Source organism: Amycolatopsis cynarae (assembly GCF_026802195.1).
GTDB classification, from domain to species: Bacteria; Actinomycetota; Actinomycetes; order Mycobacteriales; family Pseudonocardiaceae; genus Amycolatopsis_E; species Amycolatopsis_E rhizosphaerae.
The window spans coordinates 270,520-295,241 of sequence record NZ_CP113836.1 but is presented as its reverse complement, the minus strand read 5'-3'; the positions used below and the strand labels follow the sequence as shown (position 1 = coordinate 295,241).

General features: G+C 71.8%; 11 protein-coding genes. 4 read left to right on the top strand and 7 right to left on the bottom strand.

Annotation, left to right across the window (positions count from 1 at the left end):
* Positions 1-108: 108 nt before the first annotated feature.
* Positions 109-4,101 (top strand): type VII secretion protein EccCa, encoded by a 3,993-nt coding sequence (gene eccCa, locus ORV05_RS01485; RefSeq protein WP_268756652.1) that lies wholly within the window; start codon positions 109-111, stop codon positions 4,099-4,101.
* Between the two features lie 291 nt (positions 4,102-4,392).
* Here eccCa and mycP read toward each other — a convergent pair whose 3' ends face one another.
* The 5 genes from mycP to ORV05_RS01460 all read right to left on the bottom strand — a co-directional run bounded on the left by mycP (position 4,393) and on the right by ORV05_RS01460 (position 15,811).
* On the bottom strand, positions 4,393-5,640 hold the full coding sequence (mycP, locus tag ORV05_RS01480) for a type VII secretion-associated serine protease mycosin (protein ID WP_268756651.1): 1,248 nt from the start codon (positions 5,638-5,640) through the stop codon (positions 4,393-4,395).
* On the bottom strand, positions 5,637-8,099 hold the full coding sequence (locus ORV05_RS01475; RefSeq protein ID WP_268756650.1) for a hypothetical protein: 2,463 nt from the start codon (positions 8,097-8,099) through the stop codon (positions 5,637-5,639). The genes mycP and ORV05_RS01475 overlap by 4 nt, the downstream gene beginning before the upstream one ends.
* Before the next feature lie 42 nt (positions 8,100-8,141).
* Positions 8,142-10,532, bottom strand: coding sequence for a right-handed parallel beta-helix repeat-containing protein (locus ORV05_RS01470; protein ID WP_268756649.1), 2,391 nt, complete (start codon positions 10,530-10,532; stop codon positions 8,142-8,144).
* A gap of 40 nt (positions 10,533-10,572) precedes the next feature.
* The gene (locus ORV05_RS01465; RefSeq protein ID WP_268756648.1) at positions 10,573-13,230 is read right to left on the bottom strand and encodes a helix-turn-helix transcriptional regulator; all 2,658 of its coding nucleotides are present in this window, start codon (positions 13,228-13,230) and stop codon (positions 10,573-10,575) included.
* Positions 13,231-13,534: 304 nt separating this feature from the next.
* Entirely contained in the window at positions 13,535-15,811 is a 2,277-nt protein-coding gene (locus ORV05_RS01460; RefSeq protein ID WP_268756647.1) for an ATP-binding protein, read from the bottom strand.
* Positions 15,812-15,978: 167 nt separating this feature from the next.
* Here ORV05_RS01460 and ORV05_RS01455 point away from each other — a divergent pair, with 167 nt between their 5' ends.
* A complete protein-coding gene (locus tag ORV05_RS01455) occupies positions 15,979-16,545 on the top strand; it encodes a helix-turn-helix transcriptional regulator (protein WP_268756646.1) in 567 nt (188 codons plus the stop codon).
* Positions 16,546-16,658: 113 nt separating this feature from the next.
* Here the strand turns inward: ORV05_RS01455 and ORV05_RS01450 are convergent, their stop codons facing one another.
* The gene (locus ORV05_RS01450; RefSeq protein WP_268756645.1) at positions 16,659-17,282 is read right to left on the bottom strand and encodes a helix-turn-helix transcriptional regulator; all 624 of its coding nucleotides are present in this window, start codon (positions 17,280-17,282) and stop codon (positions 16,659-16,661) included.
* Positions 17,283-17,438: 156 nt separating this feature from the next.
* Complete coding sequence (locus ORV05_RS01445; protein WP_407652664.1) at positions 17,439-18,926, bottom strand: amino acid permease; 1,488 nt, start codon at positions 18,924-18,926, stop codon at positions 17,439-17,441.
* Positions 18,927-19,183: 257 nt separating this feature from the next.
* Between ORV05_RS01445 and ORV05_RS01440 the strand changes: the two genes are divergently transcribed.
* Both ORV05_RS01440 and ORV05_RS01435 read left to right on the top strand, forming a co-directional pair.
* Positions 19,184-23,932 (top strand): NAD-glutamate dehydrogenase, encoded by a 4,749-nt coding sequence (locus tag ORV05_RS01440; RefSeq protein ID WP_268756644.1) that lies wholly within the window; start codon positions 19,184-19,186, stop codon positions 23,930-23,932.
* 96 nt (positions 23,933-24,028) lie between these two features.
* Positions 24,029-24,715 carry a response regulator transcription factor gene (locus ORV05_RS01435; protein ID WP_268756643.1) on the top strand — a complete coding sequence of 229 codons (687 nt, stop codon included), beginning with the start codon at positions 24,029-24,031 and terminating at the stop codon, positions 24,713-24,715.
* Positions 24,716-24,722 lie beyond the last annotated feature (7 nt).

Here is a 24,722-nt window from a genome sequence, read left to right as displayed (position 1 = left end):
GGCTAGAGACCGTGACCCGGCGCAAAGGTAGCTCGGCGTAACACGAACACCCGTGTGCCGAAGGCTGCCGGCGCGAAATAGGGGAAGTCCACTCACCGGAGGAGAGCCTTGAGCACGATCCTGTTCGCCCGGCGGGCTCGGCGGCCGAAGCCGTCGGCCCCGGCTTCGGAGATCGAGATACAGGAGCCGCCCGCCGTGCCGGAGGACACCGGCGGCGGCATCAGCAACGTGCTGCTGTACGCGCCGATGGGCCTGGGCTCGATGGCCATGGTCATGATGTTCGTCCGGCCCGGCTCCGGCACGATGTCCTACATCGGCGGGGGCATGATGGTGCTCTCGGTGATCGGCATGCTGGTCGCGCAGCTGCTGCGCAGTTCGGTGACCCACAAGCAGAAGCTGCACGGGCACCGGCGCGACTACATCCGCTACCTCACCCAGTTGCGCGGCCGGGTGCGGGAGGCGCTGACCGCGCAGCAGCGCGCCGCCCGCTGGATCCACCCGGACCCGCACGCGCTGTGGTCGCTCGCGCTGGGCTACCGGCTGTGGGAACGCAGGCCCGCGCACGACGACTTCGGCGAGGTCCGCATCGGACAGGGCGTCCAGCGTTCCACGCTCAAGCTGCTGCCGCCCGACACCAAGCCGATCGAGGACCTCGAACCGCTGGCCGCGCACGCGCTGCGCCGGTTCCTGCGTGCCTACTCGACCCTGCCGAACGCCCCGATCGCGGTGTACCTGCGCGGCTTCGGGCAGATCCAGTTCAGCGGCGACGACGAGGCCGTGCTGGGCATGGTCCGCGCCGTCATCGGCCAGTTCGCCACCGCCCACGCGCCCGGCGACGCGCGGATCGCGGTCTGGACCACCGAAGAGCGGATGGACCGCTGGGACTGGCTGAAGTGGCTGCCCCACAACCAGGATCCGGAAAGCCGCGACGCGGCGGGTGCCCGCCGCCTGGTCGCCGACGGCATCGCCGAGCTCGAACTGCTGCTGGGCGGCCCGTCGTTCACCGGCAGGCCCAGGTTCGAGGCCGACACCCCGATCACCGCGTCGGAGCCGTTCGTGATCCTCGTGGTGGACGGGGTGCGGGTGCCGGAGGACCACCGCGTCGCGGACGAGGGCTACCGCAACGCCGTCGTGCTCGACGTGTCCGGTTCCCTGCCGTGGCAGGCGCGGCCGGGCGTGCTGTTCCTCGAAGTGGACGCCGAGGAGGTCAGGACGGTCACCTTCGACCGCCTCGGCAAGCCGAAGGCCAAGCCGCTGTGCAGGCCCGACCGGCTGAGCGAAGTCTCGGCCGGGGCGCTGGCCAGGACCATGGCCCGGTTCCGCATCGGCGAGGTGACCGAGGAGGACCAGGAGCCGATGGCGGCGGACTACGACCTGACGGGCCTGCTCGGTCTCGGTGACGTCGCGAACTTCGAACCCACCAAGTACCGCCGGGAACGGATGACCAGCAAGCGGCGGCTGCGGGTGCCGATCGGCATCTCCGGCTCGGGCACGCCGCTGGAGCTGGACATCAAGGAGGCCGCCGAGGACGGTATGGGCCCCCACGGGTTGTGCATCGGCGCCACCGGTTCCGGCAAGAGCGAACTGCTGCGCACGCTCGTGCTGGCGCTGGCGACCACGCACTCCTCCGAAGACCTCAACTTCGTGCTGGTCGACTTCAAGGGCGGTGCGGCGTTCCTCGGTTTCGACCAGCTGCCGCACACCTCGGCGGTGATCACGAACCTGGTCGACGAGCTCGAACTGGTCGACCGGATGCAGGACGCGCTCACCGGTGAGCTCAACCGGCGGCAGGAGTACCTGCGCGCGGCGGGCAACTACGCGTCCCGGCGGGACTACGAGGCCGCGCGGGCGCAGGGCGTGCCGCTGGAGCCGATGCCCGCGCTGTTCATCGTGGTCGACGAGTTCAGCGAGATGCTGTCGAGCAAACCGGAGTTCATCGAGGTGTTCGCGATGATCGGCAGGCTCGGCCGCAGCCTCGGCGTGCATCTGCTGCTGGCTTCCCAGCGGCTCGACGAGGGCCGGATCCACAAGGTCGAGACCCACCTGTCGTACCGGATCGGCCTGCGCACGTTCTCGGCGATGGAAAGCCGCAGCGTCATCGGCGTGCCGGACGCGTACGAGCTGCCGAACAGCCCCGGCAACGGGTACCTGCGCCCGGACACCCAGACGCTCGTCCGGTTCAAGGGCGCCTTTTCCTCCGCGCCCTACCGCCCCAAGCGGCAACAGCGCGCGCTCACCTCGGTCGAGCAGCACATCGTGCCCTTCGGCACCCGCTACATCGAACCACCCGCGACCGTCGAACCGGAGCCGGAACCGGAGCCGGAGGGCGACGGGCAGGAAAGCCAGCTGACCATGCTGGACGTGTTGATCGAGCGCCTGAAGGGGGTCGGCCCCCGGGCCCACCAGGTCTGGCTGCCGCCGTTGAAGGAGTCGGCCACGCTGGACCAGCTCCTGCCGCCGCTGGTGGACCACCCGCGACTCGGCCCGCGCCCGGTCGGCGACCTGGACACCGCCGACCTGACGGTGCCCGTCGGCCTGATCGACCTGCCCGCCCAGCAGAAGCGCGAGCTGCTCACCGCGGACCTGGCCGGCGCCAAGGGCAACGTCGCGGTGGTCGGTGGTCCGCAGAGCGGCAAGAGCACGCTGCTGCGCACCCTGATGTGCGGGCTCGCGCTCACCCACACCGCCGAGGAGGTGCAGTTCTACTGCCTCGACTTCGGTGGCACCCTCACCGCGCTGGCCAAGCTGCCGCACGTCGGCAGCATCGCCAACCGGCTCGACCGCGACCGGGTCACGCGGACGGTGCTGGAGGTCACCAACCTGATGACCCGGCGGGAGGCGATCTTCGCCGAGCACAACATCGACTCGATGGCCTCCTACCGCCGGGCGCGCAAACAGGGTCGCTACAAGGACATCGACCCCTACGGCGACGTGTTCCTGGTGGTCGACGGCTGGTACACGGTCCGGCAGGACTTCGAGGACATCGAGGAGCGGTTCACCGAACTCGCGGCCCGCGGGCTCAGCTTCGGCATCCACCTCGTCATCGCGAGCAACCGGTGGTCGGAGATGCGGCCGTGGCTGCGGGACGTGATGGGCACCCGGTTCGAGCTCAAGCTCGGTGACCCGGTCGACTCGGAGATCAACAGCCGCTTCGCGGCCACCGTGCCCGCGATCCCGGGCCGCGGTATCACGCCGGACCGGCTGCACTTCCTCGCCGCCCTGCCCCGCATCGACGGTCTGTCCACAACGGACGATCTCGCCGACGCCACGGTGGAACTGGCGGAAGCGCTGGATCTGCCGGAGGCGCCGAGGGCGCCGCAGGTGCGCATGCTGCCGCACCAGCTCGCGGTCTCCGAGCTGCCCCCGCCGAACGCGCCGTCCCCGACGGCGGAGATGCGGATGGCACTGGGCATCGACGACGTCGAACTCGGCCCGCTGTGGCACGACTTCGACGCGAGCCCGCACCTGCTGATCTACGGCGACGCCGAAACCGGCAAGACGAACCTGTTGCGGCACATCGCACGTTCGGTCGCCGCGCACCACAGCTCGGACGAGGCGCGCGTGATGTTCGGCGACTTCCGCCGCGAACTGCACGACTCGATTCCCGCCACGCACCAACTGGAGTACGCCGTGGGGGTGGAGGCACTGGCCAAGTCCATCGCGGGCGCGGCCTCGGCGATCGAGCAGCGCATCCCCGGCCCGGAGATCAGCCCGAGCCGGCTGCCGAAGCGCGACTGGTGGAAGGGCGGGCGCCTGTACATCATCATCGACGACTTCGAGCTCGCGGAGGGCACCAGCGGTGGGGTGAACCCGCTCCAGCCGCTGCTCCCGGTGCTGCCGCACGCCGCGGACGTGGGCGTGCACGTGATCGTCGCGCGCAGCACGGCGGGCGCGAGCCGGTCGATGATGAACCCGGCCATCCGCCGGATGTGGGAGCTGGGCACGCCCGCGCTGCTGCTGTCCTGCCCCAAGTCGGAGGGGGCGTTCCTGGGCAACCTCAGGCCGCGCACCCTGCCGCCCGGGCGGGGTCAGTTCGTCAACCGCCGCCGGTCGGTCCGGCTGGTCCAGACCCCGCTGGTGCCACGGGAACCCGCACAGTGAACCGGGTCAGGCGTTGCGCGTACTCCTGTGTCCCACCTCCGTGCGCTTGTGAGGGGTCACCTCACAGCGCGCCGTACGAAATCGGCGGTCTTCGTCTGACGGGCGCGTGCCCTCAAGGCGACCTTGAGGGCATTTATGACCCTGAAGGCGACCTTCAGGGCAACCAACACCGCGCGAGCGTGGACTCGCCACGCACCACCGAGCCCACCGGGCCTTGCCCGGAAACCTGGTGGCACTTCCTGGGAGGGGACCCCTCACGGCAGCGTCCGCAGCACTTGCCGTGAGGAGCCCTCAGGGCTGACGGTCCACGGGGGACGACACGACCTCGACGACTCGTGCGCGCCGCCAGCCGCGGCGGCGGCCGGCCCGCGACAGATGGGTGATCCGCACCAGACCGAACGCGAAGATCCCGGCCAGGACGACACCGACGGCGGCCAGCACCGGGCCGAGTTCGTCCCGCGTCTCGGCCCGCGGCAGCTTCGCGGGCGGCGGGGCGACCACCTTTGCCGGGCCGGAGGCCGACTCCTCGGGCAGCACGGCGGTCACCGCCGCCATCAGGTTGACGGTGCCCCAGCCCAGTCGCGGGTCCGGCAGGGCGGCGGCCGGGTGGTTCGCCGTGGCCTCCAGCCGGTGCTTCACCTGGGCCGCGGTCAGCGACGGCCGGTAGGACCGGACCAGGGCGGCGGCGCCCGTCACGAACGGCGCGGCGTAGCTGGTACCGCTGCCCTGCCAGTGCCCGGGGCCGCCCGGTCCCACGCTGACCACGTCCACCCCCGGTGCCATCAGCGCCAGGAACGGCCCGGTCTGCGAGAAGTCCGCGCGCTGGCCGTAGGCGTCCACGGCACCGACCGCGATCACGGTGGGGTACGACGCCGGATAGGTCACCGGGTCGCCTTGCTGGGCGCTGTTCGCCGCGGACGCCACCACCACCACGTCGTGGTCCGCCGCGTACTGCACCGCGGCGGCCAGTTCCGCGTTCGGCACCGTCGTGCTGGCGGAGACGTTGACGACCTGCGCACCGGAGTCCACGGCCTGGCGTATCCCCCGCGCCATCCCCTCCGGCGTCAGCGCGCCGGGGGTGCTGCCCGCGGCCGAGGTGGCGCACCGGATCGGCATGATGGTCGCGTCGGGGGCCACGCCGGCGAAGCCGGTACCCGGCGCGCTCGACGCGGCGATGATCCCGGCGAGAAAGGTGCCGTGCCCGTAGCAGTCGCTGTCGGCAGGCCCGCGGTCCGGGGTCGTCACGTCGACCCCGCGCTGGACCTTGCCCGCGAGCTGCGGGGTGCTCGCGTCGACCCCGGTGTCGACAACGCCGACGATCACGCCCGCGCCCTTCGTCAGGGGCCAGACCCGTTGCGGCGCAAGCTGTTGCTGTGCCCACGGCACACCCGTCGCCATGCCCTGCGGGGCGGGCAGGCAGGTCTGCTGGTTGTTCGGCAACGGTGTCGCGGCCTGTTGCGCCAGGGCCGGTTGCGGCGCCGCCGCGAGCGCGAGCAGCAGCGCGCTGCCCGTCGCGGCGGAGAACCGGCGGGCCCTCACCGGGTCGCCGCCGCGGCGTGCCCGGCCAGTTCCGGCTCGGCCGCCTCCGGCTGCCATTCGAGCAGCGAGGTGGTGAGGCGCGCGGCCACGTCCGGATCCTCCACGACCCGGAGTCCGCCCTGCTGCCGCCGGGCCAGCACGCGGTCGAGTTTGGCGAGCACGATGAGGTCGCGTTCGTCGAGTTCGGTGCCCGGCGACTCGCCGGGGGTCAGTTCCCGGAACAACACGGCCACGCGCGGCGCGGACACACCCTCACTGCCTTCCCCGTCGTCATCGCCGTCCTCCGCGGTGCGCACGGCGAGTGCCTTGAACCGGGCTCCGGCGGCGAACACGACCTCGTTCATGGGGCGGCTGATCAGGAGCTCGGAGGTGCGCCGGGCGGAAGCGGGCCAGATCAGCACGTCGAGGTCGGCCCCGGGCACGGTCACGTCGAGATCCATGCTGCCGGTGAGGAAACCCGGCTCGGTCAGCACCGTGCCGGGGCTGCTTTGGTGCTCCAGCGACTCGCCCACCTTGCCCTGGCGCAGCACGGCCCGGCGATGCGTGGGCAGTCGCCGGATACCGGAGACCAGGCACGCCAGTTGCGCGTCCACCGGTCCCTTCTGTCCGGCGCGGACGGCGCCGTTGAGCTGCGTGGCACCGGTCTCGCCGCGGCCGAGGTAAAGGCAGACCGCGACGTAGTCGGCCTTGGCCTCGTTCGCGTCGCCCTGCCGCATCGACGGCCACGCCGCGAGCGCCGCGTTCACCGTGGCCAGCGCTTCGGTGAACGCCTCTCCGGCCGCCACGGCGAACCGGTTCTGTTCGGCCGTGGTGCTCGGGCGGTCCTTGAGCACCAGCGGTTTCGCCGGACCGCCTGCCGCGGCGGCCTCCGCCGGTTCGACCGGCGCGAGTTCGACCGGCTCGGCCGTGGACTCGTCCTCGGCCTGCTGGGCCGGATGCGGCTCCTCCGGCGTCTCGGCCTCGGAAACCTCGGCGATCGGGATGTCCTCGGCGCTCTCGGGGAGGACCGCGGGCTCGGCGGGTACCCGCTCGGTTTCGGGAGCGGGTCCCGCGGCCGGAGCTTCGGGCTCCGGGACCGGCTGTTCGGCGGGACGACGCGGCTCGGAGACGGTGGACACCGGGACGCTCGACATCGTCGCGATGGGCGGTGCCGAGTACGAGACCGGTGGCCGCGGCGGCGGGGCCGGTTCAACCAGCGGCACGGCCGGTTCAACCACCGGCGGGACCTGCGGCGACGGCAAGGTCTCCGCCATGCCGCGGAGGATCGCCCCGGCCTGCTCGTCGAGTTCCCCGCCGACACGCACCCGGACCACCGCGCGGCGGCCGGGATCCAGCCCCGCCACCAGGCGTTCCGCCGCGACGAGGAGCTGCAGCCCGACCACGTCCCCGGGGGTGCCGAGCGTCAGCGTCCACCCCGTCGGGTCGAACGGCGCGATCTCCGCGGCGCACTCCGCCGACGCCGGTCTCAGCACCAGCCCCGACGGAACGACATCCGCGTACACCGCCGTCTCGCCCGCACCCAGGCGGTAGGTGCGCGGTCCGCTGCGGGTCCAGCCGGTGGGCGGCGGACCGACCTCCAGTACCTGCTGATCCCCGCCGCGCGCGGTCTGCCGGAGCAGGGCGGGGAAGGGCTGGAACAGCAGTTCGCCTTCCGGCGTCAGTACCGTGGCGGGCGCGGGACCGAGCGGCACTCCCGCGGTGAACAGCACCTCACGACCGGTGCGCAACGCGACTTCGGCCTGCCACACGTGCGACGAGGCCCCGGGGGCCACCGGAACGAGAATCGGCCCTACCGGGGCGAGCCGGTCGAGCACGGCCGCCACCGCGGCCGGCGTCGGCACCGGACCCGCGCCGCCGACCAGGACCTTGGGGAAGTGCTCGTCGACGGGCACGGTGAACGCGGGATGCCCCGCACCCGCCGCCGGTGCGTCCACGGAACGGATGAGGATCCCGGCCGCCACCGGCTCGGCGACCGTCGTGGCGTCCAGCGAGACGGGGGTGACGGGGACGGCGCCTTCCCACCGGGGCGCGGGCAGGCGGGCCCCGGCGAAGGCGGGGGGCTCGTCGGGCCGGAAACGCCGCCAGCCGGTGCCCCCGCTGGCGTGCCCCGCGTACCAGGCGGCGGGCTCCGGCACGAAGGGGCCGTCCGGGGCGAGGATCTCGATGTCGAGTTCCTTCGCCAGCACCTGGACCGGCGCGGGATCGGCGGCCAGCCCGGGCAGGGCGACGCACAGCGACCGCACGCCCTCCGGCAGCGGGCGCAGCAGGGCGGGCAGGGCCGCGACGAGCGAAGGCACCTGCCGCGCCCGCGGGGAGATCAGCACGATCAGCTGCGCGGGAGCGGGATGCCGGAGACCTGCGTCAGCGCCGGGCTCGGTGCGGTGGCGAACCAGCAGGTGCCCGCCCTGGGGCTCGGCGACCAATTCCTCGAGCGACTGCCGGTCGACATTCCGATCCATCTTCACTCCCGCGGCACGTCGGCGACCAGCACCGATTCCTCGTCAGACATTGACCTGGACGTCATCCACGGTGAGCAACGTGAGGTCGGCGGGAGCCACGGTGGTCGCCGCCGCCAGCCTCGACGCCTGCCGGTCCGTCATCCGCTCGAACACCCGCCTTGCGGTTCGCCCGTTGCCGAACGTCCCGTCCTTGGGGATCTCTTCGAAGTACCGCAGCAGAGCTTCACCGGCGGCGTCGTCGAGCCGGTAGTCGTGTTTGGCGCACTGCGCGCGCACGATGGTCACCAGTTCCTCGGCGGTGTAGTTGTCGAACTCGATCGTGCGGCTGAAGCGGGATTCCATGCCGGGGTTGGATTCCAGGAACTCCCTCATCTCCGCCGAGTAACCGGCCGCGATCACCACCACGTCGTCGCGGTGGTCCTCCATCAGCTTCACGAGCGTGTCGATCGCTTCCCGCCCGAAGTCCGGGCCGGTGCCGCCGCTCCCGCTGCTGAGGGTGTACGCCTCGTCGATGAACAGCACGCCGCCGAGCGCGGTGTTGAACGCCTCGGTGGTCTTGATGGCCGTGCCACCGATGATCTGGGCGACCAGGTCCACCCTGGCCACCTCGACCAGGTGTCCCTTCCGCAGCACCCCGAGCTGGGCCAGGATCTGCCCGTAGAGGCGGGCGACCGTCGTCTTGCCGGTGCCGGGCGCCCCGGCGAAGACCAGGTGCCGGGCCATGGGCGGGGCGGACAGCCCGGCGTCCAGCCTGCGCTTGGCCATCTTGTTGAGGTTGATCAGGGAGGTGACCTCGGCCTTCACCCCGGCCAGCCCGACCAGTGCCTGCAGTTCGGCGAGCGGGTCGGAGGCCGGGACCTGGATCTGCGCCGCCTCGGACGGCTGCGGAGCGGGCGCCGGGGCGGTGGCCGCGGTGCCGTAGGCGTCGGGGGCGAGATTGCCGCTGGTCACCAGGTCCAGCACCTCGATCGCGTCGCCCGGCCGGGTCTGCCGCACCCCACTGCCGTGGTTGTCGCGCACCGTGCAGCCGGACACCCGCACGGACTCCTCGGTGTCCAGCCGGATGCCATCCGCCGAGCCACCGGAGAACTCGCAGTCGGTGACCGATCCCGACGCGCCCTCGGCGAACAGGCAGCCGATGCCCGCACTGCCCTGCACCCGGCAGCGCACCAGTGACACGTCGGCGCCCGCCCCAGCGTGCACGCCGTCCGCGCCCGCCCGGTCGATCGCGCCGTCCGCGAGCGCCAGCACCGCTCCCGTCACGCTGACCCCGGCCCCGGCGGTCTTGCGCACGCTGAGGCCGGTGACCGAGCCGCGCGCGGAACCCGTCACGGACAGCCCGGTGCCGCCACCGTCGATCTCGATGTTCTCCAGCGTGCCCCTGGCCCCGTCGACCTCGATCGCGGCGCCGTCGCAGCCGAGCACCCGCAGGCGGCGGAACAGCGGGTCGGCGCCCTCCTCGACGCGGACGCCGGTGGTGCAGCCCGAGACGGTCATCCCGTCGAACTCGGTGATCCCGCGCTCGGTCACCGCCACCCCGATACCGTCCACATCGGACACGTCACAGCCGGAGACGGTACCCGCCGCCCGCCCGGCGAAGTGCATCCCGCGGCCGCGGGTGCCACTCACCGAGCAGGCCCGCAGTACCGGGGCGCAGCCCTCGGCCACGAACACCCCTTCGGCACCGGCGCCGCGCACCGAGCAGTCCTCCAGCAGCACCGGTCCGCTGGTGGCGAGGTACATGCCGACCGTGTCGGCGGCACTCACGGTGACCCTGGTCGCGGTGATCGCCGCCTCCTGCTCCACCGCCACCGCGGGTTTCGCGGCGGCCGAGAGCGTGGTGTCCTCGACCGTGAGCCTGCCCCGGCCGTTGAGGCAGATCCCGTTGCCGCCCGCCTTGCGCACCGAACACGAGCGGGCCAGCAGCACCCCGTCGTCGGCGACCACGATGCCCGACGTGCCGACCTCCTCGACGCGGCAGGAGTCGAGCACCCCGCCCGTCGCCGAGGTGACCACCACGCCCGCGCCGACCGGGTTGCGGACCTCGCACTCGCGCATCAGCACGGTGCCCTGGTCGCGGACGAACACCGTGGCCCAGGCGGAGGCCCGCACGAGGCACTCGGTGACGCTGAACTGCCCGCGCACCACGAGGACGGCGGGACTGTCCTCATCGGACGAAACGACGGTGAGCCCCGACAGGGCGGCCGACCGCGCGTCGACCACGACCGCGATGCCGTCCTCGGCGGTGAGCTGGACGGTGCCCGGCCCGTCCTCGGCGGTGATCGTGACCGCCTTGGTGACGATCAGGTTCTCGCTGTAGCGGCCGGGACCGACGAGGATCACGGCACCGTCGGACGCGGCGGCGAGTGCGTCGCCGATGGTCCGGTATCCCGGGCCGGGCGCCTGGGAGACCACGATCGAATTCTGACTCACGTTCCCGGGTCCTCCGTACTGCCTCGTGTGCACGCGTCCCTCATGCGCCGATCGTTTCCAGCCCTCCGCCAAGTCCGGACATGGCCAGCCCGTGCCTGGTGCGGCAGCCCGCCTTCGCGAACAACCTGGTGAGGTGCTTCTCCACGGTCTTCGCGCTCACCCGCAGCGTCAGCGCGATCTGCCGGTTCGTCTTGCCCTGCCGGATCAGCTCGATGATCCGCAGCTCCACATCGGACAGTTCGGGCCCGCGGTCGGAGGTCGGCGCGGCCGGCGCTTGGGTGCACGCCAGTGAGGTCCGCGTCCGGGCGACGAGCCGGGTGGCGCCGATGGACCGGGCGAGGTGGTAGGCCTCCTCCAGCCAGGGCCGGGGCTCCCCGGCGATCCGGCCGACCAGCTGGCAGGCCAGCGCGAGGTCCAGCCGGTTGCCGCGGCGGCGCACGAGCCGCTCGGCGGACCGGATCGCCACCGGGTCCACCTCGACCAGCCCGCGGACCAGCAGCACCGGCTCGGCGGGCAGGTCGCCGCGGGCGCGCCCCGCGTACCGGGATTCGACCTCGCCGAGCACGGTCCGGGCCAGGTAGCTCCGGCCGGACTCGACCGCGACCGAGGCGAGGCGCACCAGCAGCCGTGCCGCGCCGGGTTCGTCCGCGCCTTCGGCGTGCGCGCGGTACTGGCGCCAGCCCTCGTCGAAGGCTCCGTCGTCCCCGGCGTGGTGGCTCATGCCGAGCACCACCCAGGCGCGCATCGCCGGGAACGGCGAGTCCTCGGGTACCGCGTCGAGCCATGCCTTGGCCTGCCGGTCCTCGCCGCGCCACCAGCACATCTCCGCCGCGAGGATGCGGGCGCACCACAGGGCGCGCTCATCGGCCTGGCCGGTGAGCTCCAGTTCCCGCGCGGCGCTGAGCGCCGAAGCCCACTCTCCGTCGGTGTACCCGGCGAAGACCCGGTGGTGGACGGCGACCGGTCCCGCGGTGGGCGAGCGGTAGTCGGAGCCGAGCACGGCACGGAAGACCGGCACGAGGTCCCGGTGTGCGCATGCGGTCTCGACCGACGCCTCGGACTGCTTCTGGTGCCGGGTCCGCCCGTCGATGGTCGGCGTGGCGGACCAGTGCCGCAGCCACACCGGCGCGAACGAGGCCGCCACCTGCTCCGGGACCACCGCCTCTCCCGCGAACCAGCGGTCGGCGAAGGCGAGGGGTCCGCCGGTGTCCCCCGGTCCGGAAAGCGCCCGCAGGACCGAAGGGGGCACAGGCTGTCCACAGTGGATGGCGGCGAGCGCGGCGGCGGCCGACAGTTCGGCCCGCGCACCGGAATCGAAGGCGGGACCGGTGCACTCGACCACCTCGGCGATGAACTCGGCCAGCCGCGCGTACTCGGCGGCGTGCACCAGTGCACGCACCACTTCGGACCGCAACCGCGTTCGCTCGCCCGTGCCGGTCGCGTGCCACCAGGCCGCGTACCGGTACCGGGCGAGCCGGGCCGGGCCGAGCGGGCCCATCCGGTTCTCCTCGTCGCGCAGCACGGCGACCAGTTCGGGCCGGGAAGGCAGGGCACGGCCCGCGGCCGCGACGTGCCCGGCGAGCAACGACCTGGCTCGGCCGTCCGGAGCCGGCGCGTCGAGCAGCCGGACGGCGATCGCCCGGTGCAACCGCCGCACCGCGTCCTCGCCGGTCTCCTCGATCGTGGTGACGGCCAGTGCGGGGCAGCGGCACCGGAGCCGTCCGGTGGCCTCGCCCTCCAGGACCCCGTCGGCGACGAGCCGGTCGATGGCGCGTCCGTAGTCCGCGACCGGGCGGCCGGTGGCTTCGGCGAGCACCGGGACGTCGTCGATGCCGAAGCCGGTCTCGCTCGCCGCGAGGACCACCACGTTCCGTGCGACGTCGCCCTCGACCGAGGCGAGCAGCGCGTGCCCCGCGGGGAGCCCGACGGGCCGCTCGGGGTCGCGCAGGCAGAGCCTGCCCCCCGCCACGACCAGCCGGTCCCGGCGGCGCAGTTCGGCCACGGTGGACACCAGCGTGCCGGGATTGCCGTACAGGGGGCCGAGGCCGTCCCGCAGCGCGCGCCGGGCTGCCTCGTCGACGGGACCGTTGGCGACCTGCCTGAGCAGGCTGTCCACGTCCTCGTCGGTCAGCGGGCTCAGGTCGATCACGCGGTCGGCGAGTGCGCCTAGTTCCGCGGGCTCGCCGCGCGCGTCCGGTCCGGCCGAGGCGACGACGAAGTACCCCGCGCGGTGCGCCGCGGCGAGCACGAACAAGGGCTGCGGGATCCGGCAGGCGTCGTCGACGACCAGCGCGACCGGCCGGGCGGCGCGGACGCGGGCGAACAGGGTGACCAGGGCGCTCAGCAGGGAGGAACGCTGCCAGGGGGAGGCGTAACCCTCGGCGGTGCACAGGCGGCTGACGAGGTCGATGGCGCCCACCAGCCGAGGGTCGGCGCCGATCTGCTCGAACTGCTCCCGGACCGAGCCGAGCACCGGGCGGACGCCGAACAGGTCCCAGTCGGCGCGTTCCCCGGCACCGGCCACCTCAAGCACCACGAACCCGTTGTTGCGCAGTTCCCGGCAGGTGCGGGCGAGCACCGCCGTCCTGCCGCTGCCCGAAACACCGTGGACGACCGTGAACGCCGGGCGCGTGCCGTCCCAGCGCAGAACGTCGAACACGTCCTGCCGACCTGCGAGCTCCGCGCGCTGACGTGCCATTCCGACTGTCCTTCCAGCTCGGACCATGCTGGCTGCGCCGTGCACGCTAACAGCGGAACGGGCACCGGAAAGGGCGGTCCAGGCGAACGAACCGGTTTATCTGCACGAAAGACTCCAGGTCCCGGCGGGGAGAGAACCCGATGGCCGGGGAATCCGTCCGGGCAATTCCGGAGGAACGATTCCTGCATTTCCCACGGTGCGTGCCGTCACAATGGCCGAGGCGGTTCGGCCGCTTATCGTATTCCCACCCGCCGAAACCGAACTTGTGAGCGCACGTCCGCGCACTCGGCCCGGGTGATCCCGCTCATGGCCCTTTCCGTCCCGCTTCGGCGCCACCGTCGGCAGGGGGCAGCCGCCGCAGTTCGGCCAGCACCTCGTCCCGGCGTGTCCACACCATCGAGTCGGTCAGCGCGTCCAGTGCCAGTTGCAGGCATTCCCGCGCCCGCGCGTACTCCCCCGCCTCGCGCCACGCCGCTCCCTCGTACAGCGCGGCATCGGCCGCGAGGCTCGGCAGGTCGCCCTTGACGTACACCCAGCGCACGTCCCGGAAGGTCTCGGCGGCCTGCCGCCACTCCTTCATGCCCTTCAGGGCGTGCCCGATCTCCTCGACGACGACCCCGGTCATCCACAGCCGCGTCCCCTGCGGCGCCTCGTCCTGGTGCCGCTCGGCGTCCTCGACCAGCTGCCGGTGCACCGCGATGGCCTCCTCGTAGCGGCCCATCGCCCGCAGCACGCGGCCCAGCCGGTTCCGCACCGAAATCTGCATGGTCCAGAACCCGAACTCCCCGGCCAGCAGGCAGGACTGCTGCGCGTGCTCCCTCGCCTCGTCGAGCCTGCCCAGCCGCATCAGCACCGAGCCGAGGTAGGCGTGGGCCCAGGCCTGTTCCTGCCGGTCCCCCGCCTCGGTCGCGACCGCCAGCGCCTCCTGGTGCGTCACGAGGCCCGTCTCGTTGTCCCCGAGGCACATGTGCTGCGCCCAGCCGAGGAAGTTGAGCATCATCGCCAGTTCCTGGCGGTTGCCCAGCGCCCGCGCGGCAGCCACCCCCAGGGCGAAGATGCGGTCCCACGGGCCGTGCAGCCAGCGGCTGTCCGAGTACCAGTGCATCGCCCTGGCCAGCTCCAGCACGTCCCGATCCCGCCCCAGCCGCGTCGCCACGTGCTGCGCGGCCAGCCAGTTCCCCGCCTCCAGGTCCAGCCACTCGGCCGCGTCGTCCTGCGTGGCGAACCGCTCGCCCGGCTGGGCATCCGGGAAGAACATCAGACCCGCCGAGATCGCCGTGCCGAGCAGGTGGTCGAGCACGGCGTTGATCAGCCGCTCCCGTTCCGGGGGTTCCTCCTCCGCCTCCATGCGCTCGGCGGCGAAGATGCGGATCAGGTCGTGGAACTGGAAGCGTCCCGTCCGCTGCGTGGCCTGCACCAGGTTGGCCTCGGCGAGTTCCTCCAGCTGGAGCCGCACCTCCGGTTCGCTCGTCCCCGTCACCACCTCGGCCAGTTCGAGGCCGAAGTCCGGCCCGGGCACGGCGGCCAGCCTGCGGAACAGCTGCCGCGCCGCGGCCGAAAGGCGGCGATACGACATGCCGAACGCGGAGCGGAGCTGCAGGTCACCGGCGGACAGCGAGTTCAGCCTGGTCCGGGCGTCACGCAGCTCGTCGACGAGGTAGGCGAGCGACCAGTGCGGCCGGTTCGCCAGCCGGTTGCCCGCGATGCGGACCGCCAGCGGCAGGTAGCCGCACAGCTCGACGAGTTCCGCCGCCGCCGCGCGCTCGGCTTCGACACGGTCGGCGCCGATGGTCACCGACAGCAACTCGACGGCGTGTTCGGGAGTCAGCAGGTCCAGCCACAGCCACCGGGCGTGCTCCAGTCCGGCGAGCGCACGGCGGCAGGTGACCAGGGTCAGGCAACCGGGGCCCGCCGACAGCAGCGGGCGGACGTGCGCCTCGTCGGAGGCGTTGTCCAGCACCAGCAGTACGCGGCGGTTGTGCAGCAGCATGCGCAGCAGGCTCGCCTGCTCCGATTCGGGCATCGGGATCTCGGTCGGCGCCACACCGAGCGCCCGGAGCAGCCGGCCGAGCGCACTGCGGGCGGCCAGCGGCTGGTCGTCCATACCACGCAGGTCGATGGCGAAGCAGCCGTCCGGGAACTGGGCGCTCAGCTCGTGGGCCGCCGCGATCGCCAGCGCCGTCTTGCCCACGCCAGGGTGCCCGACGATGGCGACGACTCCTCCTGCGGCCGCTTCCGCGCGCAGGCGGTCCAGATCACCCTCGCGTCCGACGAGGGACGGCACCCGCGGCGGAAGCACACACAGGGCCGCCGCCCCGGAGACCTTCGGGACCCGTCGGCGCCCTTCCTTCGCGGCCCTTAGGAAGAGTTCACGCTGGGCGCCGGCCAGATCCAGTGCGTCCGCCAGCACCTCCGCGGAACGCTGCTGGGCCGCCTGCGCACGCCCGCGTTCCAGGTCCCGCAAGGCCCGGATGCTGACGCCGGACCGCCGGGCTAGCGCCGACTGGCTCAGGCCGGCCGCACGCCGGTGGCTCAGCAGGAGCTGACCGAACACCGAAGACTGCTCGTCTGACTCGTCCACTACGCCCCATTGAACCGGCAGAACTCGGTCATCGAAAACCTGCCTCCCTTCCGATCTTGTCTCGTGCTGATCCATACCGCTTTTCTTGTGCCATGTCCTCCCGAACCGCATGGGCGCCGGGGTGTCCCGGCCCGACTCGACGGCGCCGTTCGCCCATTGGAGTGACTGTGCGGACCAGCGACCCGATCATCCGGGCCGGCCTGCTCGGCGAGCTGCGGAACAAACCGGGCATCGAGCTGCGCGAGGACGGGGCAGACGTCGTCGTCGCCGTCGCCGAGACCGGTCTGCGCGAGCTGCTGACGTCGTCGACCAGGCTCGTCCTGGTCGCGGACCAGCTCCGCCAGGCGGAGCTGTGGACCGCGATCGAACACGGGTTGACCGTGCTCCTGCCGCGGGCCGAAGCGACCACCGCACGGGTCCTGCGGGCCATCAACGACGCGTACCGCGGTCACGCAGCGCTGCCACCGGAGCAACTGGGCCGCCTGCTCAGGGCGTTGTCCCAGCTGAACGAACAGGTTCTCGCCCCGCGCGATCTCACGCTCAGTGGCCTGTCCCATCGGGAGACCGATGTCCTCCGCCTGCTGGCGGAAGGACTGGACACCAGCGAGATCGCCACCACTCTGGCGTATTCCGAACGCACCGTGAAGAACATCCTCCACGGAATGCTCACCCGGCTCGGCCTGAACAATCGCGTGCATGCCGTCGCCCACGGAATTCGCAACGGCCTGATCTGAATCGGCGCCGGTGGTCTCTCGGGCCGGCTCGTTTCCGGCCGGAGGGATTTCACGGGTCGTCGAAACCCGGTTCCGCCGACCGCGGGAAATCCCGGGGCCGGCCGGACCGGTATTCAGATCAGCCCCGCCCGCATGGCGTACGCCACCGCGTGCGAGCGGTTCCGCAACCGCAGCCTGCTGGTCAGGGTGTAGATGATGTTCTTCACGGTGCGGTCGGAATACCGCAGTTCCCTGGCGATGTCGTTGGTGTCCATTCCCTCGGCCATCAGCCGGAGCACATCGATCTCCCGCGGCGAGAGCTTGTTCTCGTCCGGAGCCCCCGGCGCGAGTACCTCGCGTTGCAGCCGCTCGGTGTGGGCCAGCAACCGGCCCAACAGGCTGGCCTGCAGGCCCGCCTTTCCCGAAGCGGCGGCCCTGATCTCGCGGGGCAGGCGCTCGTCGGTCACCGCGGCCCTGGGCAGGATCGCGACCACCCGGCAGTCGACCGCGGGCAGCACGTCCGCCTCCTCCACCCCGTCCATCATCAGGATGACGGGCTTGCCCGAGTCGGCCGTGACCGCCCGCAGTTCGGCGATGGCGGCCGGACCGAGCTCGTCGAAGGCCGCGACGAAGACATCGGCACCCTCACCATTGGAGCACTCGTCGACGATCACGCCGGCTCGTGGCCGCAGACAGTTGACGAGTCCCGCCCGAGTGATCGGGTCCAGGGCGCAGACAGTCACTCGAATCTTCTCCACGAGTTCCTCCCTCTCCGCCTGTCGACGAACCAGAGTACGGGCGTTCGCCGAACCGGCGACGAACTGTCCACATGATACGCTGCCGACGGCCGGTCCGGACCGGTCCTTTCCCACCGGATGGGGTTTCTCACTCCCGTTCCCGCCGCACGATCACCTTCATCCGGTGGTCTCCAAGCCCGCGATGCCCGGGGTTTCGGCAGGCGCCCCGCGTTCCGCGGCGATCCGGCGGACCCTGCCACGCACCAGGAACCAGCCCGCGACCAGCAGGGCCGCGATGCCGGGCAGGCCGTAGATGAGGATCCGTCCCGCCTCACCGTTGAAATAGCTCATTCCCAGCACCAGCACCAGAAACCCAAGCGTCACATAGTTGGTGTAGGGAGCGCCGGGCAGGCGGTAGGACGGGCGGGTGAGCTCGCCTCGTTTTGCCTTGCGGTGCAACGCCAGGTGGCAGATCACGATCATCGACCACATGCTGATGATACCGACGGCGGAGAACTCCAGCGCGATCTCGAAGGCTTCGCCGGGCATGACCAGGTTCAGCACGACGCCCAGCGCGTAGACCCCCGCGGTCAGCAGCACGCCGCCGTAGGGCACACCGCGCCTGCTCATCCGGGCGGTGAACCTGGGCGCGGAACCGGCCATCGACAGCGAACGGAGGATGCGGCCGGTGGAGTAGAGCCCGGAGTTGACGCTGGACAGCGCCGCGGTCAGCACGATCAGGTCCATGATGCCGCCCGCGGCGGGCATGCCGAGCTTCGACAGCACGGTGACGAAGGGGCTTTCCCCGCTCCGGTAGGAAGTCCAGGGCAGCAGCATGACGAGCAGCAGCACCGAGCCGATGTAGAAGATCCCGATCCGCCACGCGACCGAGTTGACCGCCTTGGGGATCACCTTGCGCGGGTTGCTGGTCTCGCCCGCGGTCACGCCGACCATCTCGATCCCGGCGTAGGCGAAGACCACGCCCTGCAGGATGAGCAGCGCGGGCAGCACACCGGCGGGGAAGAGGCCGCCGTGGTCGAAGACGAGGCTTGGCCCGGTGCCGTGGCCGTCCACCGGATGCCGGGTGAGCAGCAGCACGATGCCGAAGATCATGAAGCCGACCAGCGCGAGCACCTTGACCGCGGCGAACCAGAACTCCAGCTCCCCGAACAGCTTGACGGAGACCAGGTTCACGGCGAGGATCACGAACAGCGCGATCAGCGCGGGGATCCACTGCTGCATGTCGGGCCAGAAGAACTGGGTGTACTTGGCCACGGCGGTCACGTCGGCGATACCGCTGGTGGCCCAGTTGAGGAAGTACATCCAGCCGGCGAAGTAGGCGGCCTTTTCCCCGAGGAACTCCCGGGAGTAGGAAACGAACGAACCCGAGGACGGGCGGTACATGACCAGTTCGCCCATGGCTCGCACGACGACGAACGCGAACACACCGGCCACGGCGTACACCACGGCCAGCGCCGGTCCGGCGTTGTGGAGCCGTGATCCCGCCCCCAGGAACAGGCCCGTGCCGATCGCGCCACCGATGGCGATCATCTGCACCTGGCGGTTCTTCAGCCCCTTGTGGTAGCCGGAATCCTCTTGCGTGAAGTCCTTCTCGGCCCGCTGCGGGGCAGCGGTCTCGCCGACCGGAATGGAAACTTGGGACATGCGGTCTTTCCTCTGCGATTCAGGGATTTTCCGTCCGCACTGGAGAGCGGGACGCAGACGACCGGTGCGCCATGGACGATCATGGTGTGGCGAGCGTTACTCCCCGGCAATGCCGCTTGAGACAGACTTGAGATTGGCTTGATCGAGGCTTAGGAACGCGTTCCCGTGAACGTCAAGTCTCTCCCAACAAGGCTGGTCGCCGGGCGCCCCGAGCTGGCATCTTGCGGGAAAAGCTTGTGGGATGAGGCGATGACGTCATGACCCTGACCCAGGGACTGTCCATTGCGGATACTGAAGGCGACCGGCTGGCGGGGGTCTACTCCCGCGGGCTACCGGCCGAGGAGCGCGCGGCCGCCGGTGAGGACGAGCTGGCCGCGTTGCTGGGCTCGCATCGCGCCCTGGCGCGACAACGGACTCCGGCCGAACCCGTGCTCAGGATCTTCACCAGGTCGCTGTCCCGCGACGGCCGCACCCAGGCGGTCACCGCGATCCAGGTGGTGACCGATGACATGCCCTGCCTGGTCGACTCGGTGCTCGACGAACTGGCCCGCGGCGGTGCCCGGGTCCGCCGCGTCGTGCATCCCATCGTGGTGGCCCGCCGGAACGGGACGGGCGAGTTGATCGAGGTGCTGCCCGACGCCGATCCCGAGGAGCCGCCCGCGGGCGCGATCACCGAATCGTGGATCAGTGTCGAGGTCGACCGGATCGCCGGTCCCGCCGAGGCCGAGGAGTTGCGGCGGCGCCTGCACACGGTTCTCGCCGACGTGCGCGAGGTCTTCGAATCGGGCGAGCGGATGCGGGAAATCGCGATGGCGGTGGCCACCGAGACGGCCGACGCCGAGACGGCCGCGCTGCTGCGCTGGCTCGCCGACGGGAACTTCCTGTTCCTCGGCTACCGCTTCGACGAGATTTCGGGGCCGGTCCCGGAGTCGAGGACAGGGCTGGGCCTGCTTCGCCGCGAGGACTCCCTCCTCGCCGGTCTGGACACCACCGAACCCGGGGCGGCGCTTCCGCCGCTCGAGCTGGCCGCGGCGTCGGGATCGTCCACAGTGCACGGACCGGACGCCCCGTTCCACGTTGGCGTAGCCGCTTTCGGAGCGGACGGCCAGGCGAGGGGACGGCACCGTTTCGTCGGCGCGTTCACCGGCTCCGCCCGGCACGAGGACGTGTCGGCGATCCCGGTGATCGCCGGCCGGGTCCGGCGGGCGATCTCCCACGCCGGGGTGCCGCTCGACTCCCGTTCCGGCCGTCGGATGCTGAACATCCTGCAGGACCTCCCGCGAGGCGAACTGTTCTCCGCGGACTGGCGGTTCCTGCACGCCGCCGCGACCGGGCTGCTGGTCCCCACCGAACGGCACCGGCTCCGGCTGTTCGTCCGGCGCGACCCGTACCTGCGGTTCTTCTCCTGCCTGGTCCACCTCGGCACTGATCACTGCACGACCGCGACGCGGGCCGCGATGGGGGACGTGCTGCTCGACGAACTGCGGGGCACGTCGGTGGAGCAGCAGCCCTGCTCGGCCACGGCGACGATGACCACGATCCGGTTCGTCGTGCACACCGATCCGGCGGCCGAGGCCGACACCGACATCGACACCGCCCGGATCCAGGAGCGGTTGTCGGCCACCGTGCGCGGCTGGGACGACCAGCTCATCGAAGCCGTACTGGCCGGAGCGGACGATCCAGCGGCGGGAGCGGTGACGGCAGAGCTCGCCCGCCGTTACGCCGACGCGTTTCCCCCGGCCTACAAGGAGGATTTCGACGCCCGGGTGGGCCTGACGGACCTGCGCCGGTTGCGTGATCTGTCCGGTGAGGGCGATCTCGCGGTGTCGCTCTACCTGCCGCCCGGGGCGTCCGCGGGCGAAGCGGGTTTCAAGCTCTACCTGTCGGGGCGGCGGATCACGCTGTCGGCCGTGCTGCCGATGCTGCAACACCTGGGCGTCGAGGTCGTCGACGAACGGCCGTACGAGATCAGTTGGGACGGCACCGAACGGCGGGTGTTCGATTTCGGCCTCACGATCGACCGCGCGGGCGGGTGGCAGGACCCGCGGGCGCGCGAGCGGTTCGAGGACGCCTTCACCGCGGTCTGGCGCGGTGACGCGGAATCGGACCGGTTCAACGCGCTCGTGCCGTATGCGGGCCTGACCTGGCGCCAGGCCGCCCTCCTGCGTGCCTACGCCGCGTACCTGCGGCAGGCCGGCACCAGGTACAGCCAGAGTTACCTGCAGGAAACGTTGATCGCGCACCCCGGCACGGTCGTCGCGCTGGTTCGATTGTTCGAAGCGCGGTTCGACCCGGCGCTACCCGAACCGGAACGTCCACAACGGACCGACGAGCTCACCGGCGAGGTCGAGCGGCTCATCGACGAGGTGTCCACACTGGACGCCGACCGGATCCTGCGCGGGTACCTCGCCCTGATCAACGCCACGGTGCGAACCAGCTACTTCCGGTCCCCGGTGCCGGGCGCGGCGGACCCCGTGCTGACGCTGAAGCTCGATCCCCAGGCGGTGCCCGGGCTTCCCCAGCCGCGGCCGCACCGGGAGACCTTCGTGTACTCGCCCCGGGTCGAGGGCGTGCACCTGCGATACGGCCCGGTGGCCCGGGGCGGCCTGCGCTGGTCCGACCGGCGCGAGGACTACCGCACCGAGATCCTGGGCCTGGTCAAGGCGCAGGCGGCGAAGAACGCGGTGATCGTCCCGGTGGGCGCCAAGGGCGGCTTCGTGCTCAAGCGGCCGCCGTCGGGCAACCGGGAGGCGCTGGCGGCCGAAGCCCTCGCCTGCTACCGGATGTTCGTGTCCGGTCTGCTCGACGTCACGGACAACGTCGTGCGCGGGCGGACCGTCCCGCCCGCGCGCGTGGTGCGGCACGACGGGGACGACACCTACCTCGTGGTCGCCGCCGACAAGGGCACGGCGACGTTCTCCGACGCGGCGAACGAGGTGGCCGCCTCACACGGGTTCTGGCTGGGCGACGCGTTCGCCTCCGGCGGTTCGGTCGGCTACGACCACAAGGCGATGGGGATCACCGCCCGTGGTGCGTGGGAAAGCGTGCGGCGCAATTTCCGCGAGCTGGGCCTCGACCCGGACCGCGACGACTTCACCGTGGTCGGGATCGGCGACATGTCGGGTGACGTGTTCGGCAACGGGATGCTGCTGTCCCGGCACATCCGCCTCGTCGCGGCGTTCGACCACCGGCACGTGTTCCTCGACCCGGAGCCCGACGCGGAGCGGTCCTTCGCCGAACGGCAGCGCCTCTTCCGGCTGCCCCGCTCGTCGTGGGCCGACTACGACCGGAGCCTGCTCAGCGCGGGCGGCGGGGTGTGGCCGCGGGATGTCAAGGCCATCCCGCTCAACGACCACGTCCGCGCGGCGCTCGGTCTCGGCGACCTGCCCGGGCCGCTCTCCCCCGCCGAACTCGTCAAGGCAATCCTGCTGGCCCCCGTGGACCTGCTGTGGAACGGCGGGATCGGCACCTACGTCAAGGGCACGGCGGAGTCCCATGCCGAGGTGCGCGACAAGGCCAACGACGCGGTGCGCGTGGACGGCAACGAGTTGCGCGCCCGCGTGGTGGCCGAAGGCGGCAACCTCGGGCTGACCCAGCAGGGGCGTATCGAGTTCGCCCGGGCCGGTGGCAAGGTCAACACCGACGCGCTGGACAACTCGGCCGGGGTCGACTGCTCCGACCACGAGGTGAACATCAAGATCATGCTGGACTTGGCGGTCGCGAAGGCCGCCCTGTCCGGGGCGGACCGCAATGCCCGGCTGTCCGCGCTGACCGACGACGTCGCGGACCTGGTGCTGGCCAACAACCGGCGGCAGAACCGGGTGCTGGGCGTCAGCCGTTCGCACGCGACGGCGATGCTCCCGGTGCACGCTCGGCTGATCGCGGATCTGGAGCGGCGCCACGGGCTCGACCGGCGCCTCGAGGTCCTGCCCGCTCCCGGGCAGTTGGCCGCGATGGAGCGGGAGGGGCAGGGACTCAGCTCGCCGGAGCTGGCGACGCTGCTGGCGCACGTCAAACTCGGGCTCAAGAAGGACATCCTGGCGAGTGACCTGCTCGACGAGGAGGTCTTCACCCGGCGGGTGCCCACCTACTTCCCCCAGCCGCTGCGGCAGCGCTTCGGCGGCTCGATCCGGCGGCACCCGCTGCGGCGGGAGATCGAGGCGACGCTGCTGGTGAACGAGGTCGTCGACAACGCGGGCCTGTCCTACACCTTCCGCCTCGCCGAGGAGATGGCCGTCGAACCCGCCGACGCGGTTCGCGCCTTCACCGTCGTCTCCGCGGTGTACGACCTGGCCGCGCTGTGGCAGCAGATCGATACCGACGGTACCGAGGGCGCCGGGCTGCCCACGGAGACCACCGACGGGCTGCTGCTGGAAACCCGCCGCCTGCTGGACCGCGCGTCGCGCTGGATGCTGCGCCGACGGCCGCAGCCGCTGGACGTCGGCACCGAGATCGAGCGGTTCCGCCCCGTCGTCGGCCGGCTCGCGGCCCGGCTGAACACCCTGGTGCGGGGCCGGGTCCGCGCGGACCTGGAGCAGGGGGCGCAGCGCCTGCTGGCCGATGGTGTCCCGGAGGCGCTGGCCGGCCGGATCCCCGGTCTGCTGGCCGCCTACCCGCTGCTGGACATCGCCGAGGTCACCGAACGGATCGAAGGCGGCTCGGCGGAGGAGACGGCGGAGCTGTACTACGCGCTGTCCGACCACCTCGGCGTGGACCGGCTGCTCGAGGCCGTCGGCGCGCTGCCGCACGGGGATCGCTGGCATGCGCTGGCCCGGCTGTCCCTGCGGGACGACCTGTACGACTCCCTCCGTGCGATCACGTTCGCGATCGCGGCGGGCGCCGCGCCCGGTCGTACCGCCGACCAGCACATTGCCGCGTGGGAGCACGCTGAGGCGGCGCGCCTGGCCCGGGTCCGGCGAGCGCTCGCCGAGATCGGCGAATCGGGACGGGCCGACCTGCCCGCGGTGACCGCGGCCGTCAACCAGATCCGGGCGCTGGCCGGGTGAACGGACAGCGAACGCCGGTTCGTGGCAGGACCAGGCCGAATGGGTTGCCCCGACCCGCCCGTACCGCGAAGATCTGCGGTGTCGGAAGGATAGTAGGTGCGAGTGCTGCTGGTAGAGGACGACGCCCGGGTGGCGGCGGCGATCCGGTCGGCGCTCGCGCGCCGCGGGATCGCGGCCGACTGGGCACCCACCGGCCGGGCGGCCATGACCAAGGTCGCGGCGGCGGACGTCGTCCTGCTCGACCTCGGGCTGCCGGACGTGAACGGCTTCGACCTGTGCCGGTCCATCAGGAACAGCGGTGACGTCGCCATCCTCGTGGTGTCCGCGAAGGGGCAGGTGGACGACCGGATCCTCGGACTGCGCTCGGGTGCCGACGATTACCTGGTCAAACCGTTCGACGTGGACGAGCTCGTCGCGCGGATCCACGCCGTGCTGCGGCGGCGCAACACCGTGCGGCCGGCGCCACCGGAGCGGATCCGGTTCGCCGACGTGGAGATCGACCTGCCCGGGCACCAGGTGTCGGTGGGCGGCCGCCCGGTGTCACTGGCCCGCAAGGAGTTCGAACTGCTGGCCATCATCGCGGGCGCCGACGGCGCGGTGTGCCCGCGCGACCAGTTGATCGCCGAGGTCTGGGGCAAGACGTGGGCGGGCGCGAACCGCACGCTCGACGTGCACGTGGCCACGCTGCGAACGAAACTGGACCGGCCCGGGCTGATCGTGACGGTCCGGGGCGTGGGCTACCGCCTGGCGCAGCCCGCCTCCGGCACCGCGCCCGCCCGCTGAGGCCGCC

Excerpts from the sequence above, each read along its gene's own strand:
- ORV05_RS01440 (WP_268756644.1), top strand. The coding sequence starts at position 19,184 with ATGACCCTGACCCAGGGACTGTCCATTGCGGATACTGAAGGCGACCGG.
- ORV05_RS01445 (WP_407652664.1), bottom strand. The coding sequence starts at position 18,926 with ATGTCCCAAGTTTCCATTCCGGTCGGCGAGACCGCTGCCCCGCAGCGG.
- ORV05_RS01475 (WP_268756650.1), bottom strand. The coding sequence starts at position 8,099 with ATGGATCGGAATGTCGACCGGCAGTCGCTCGAGGAATTGGTCGCCGAG.
- ORV05_RS01465 (WP_268756648.1), bottom strand. The coding sequence starts at position 13,230 with ATGGCACGTCAGCGCGCGGAGCTCGCAGGTCGGCAGGACGTGTTCGAC.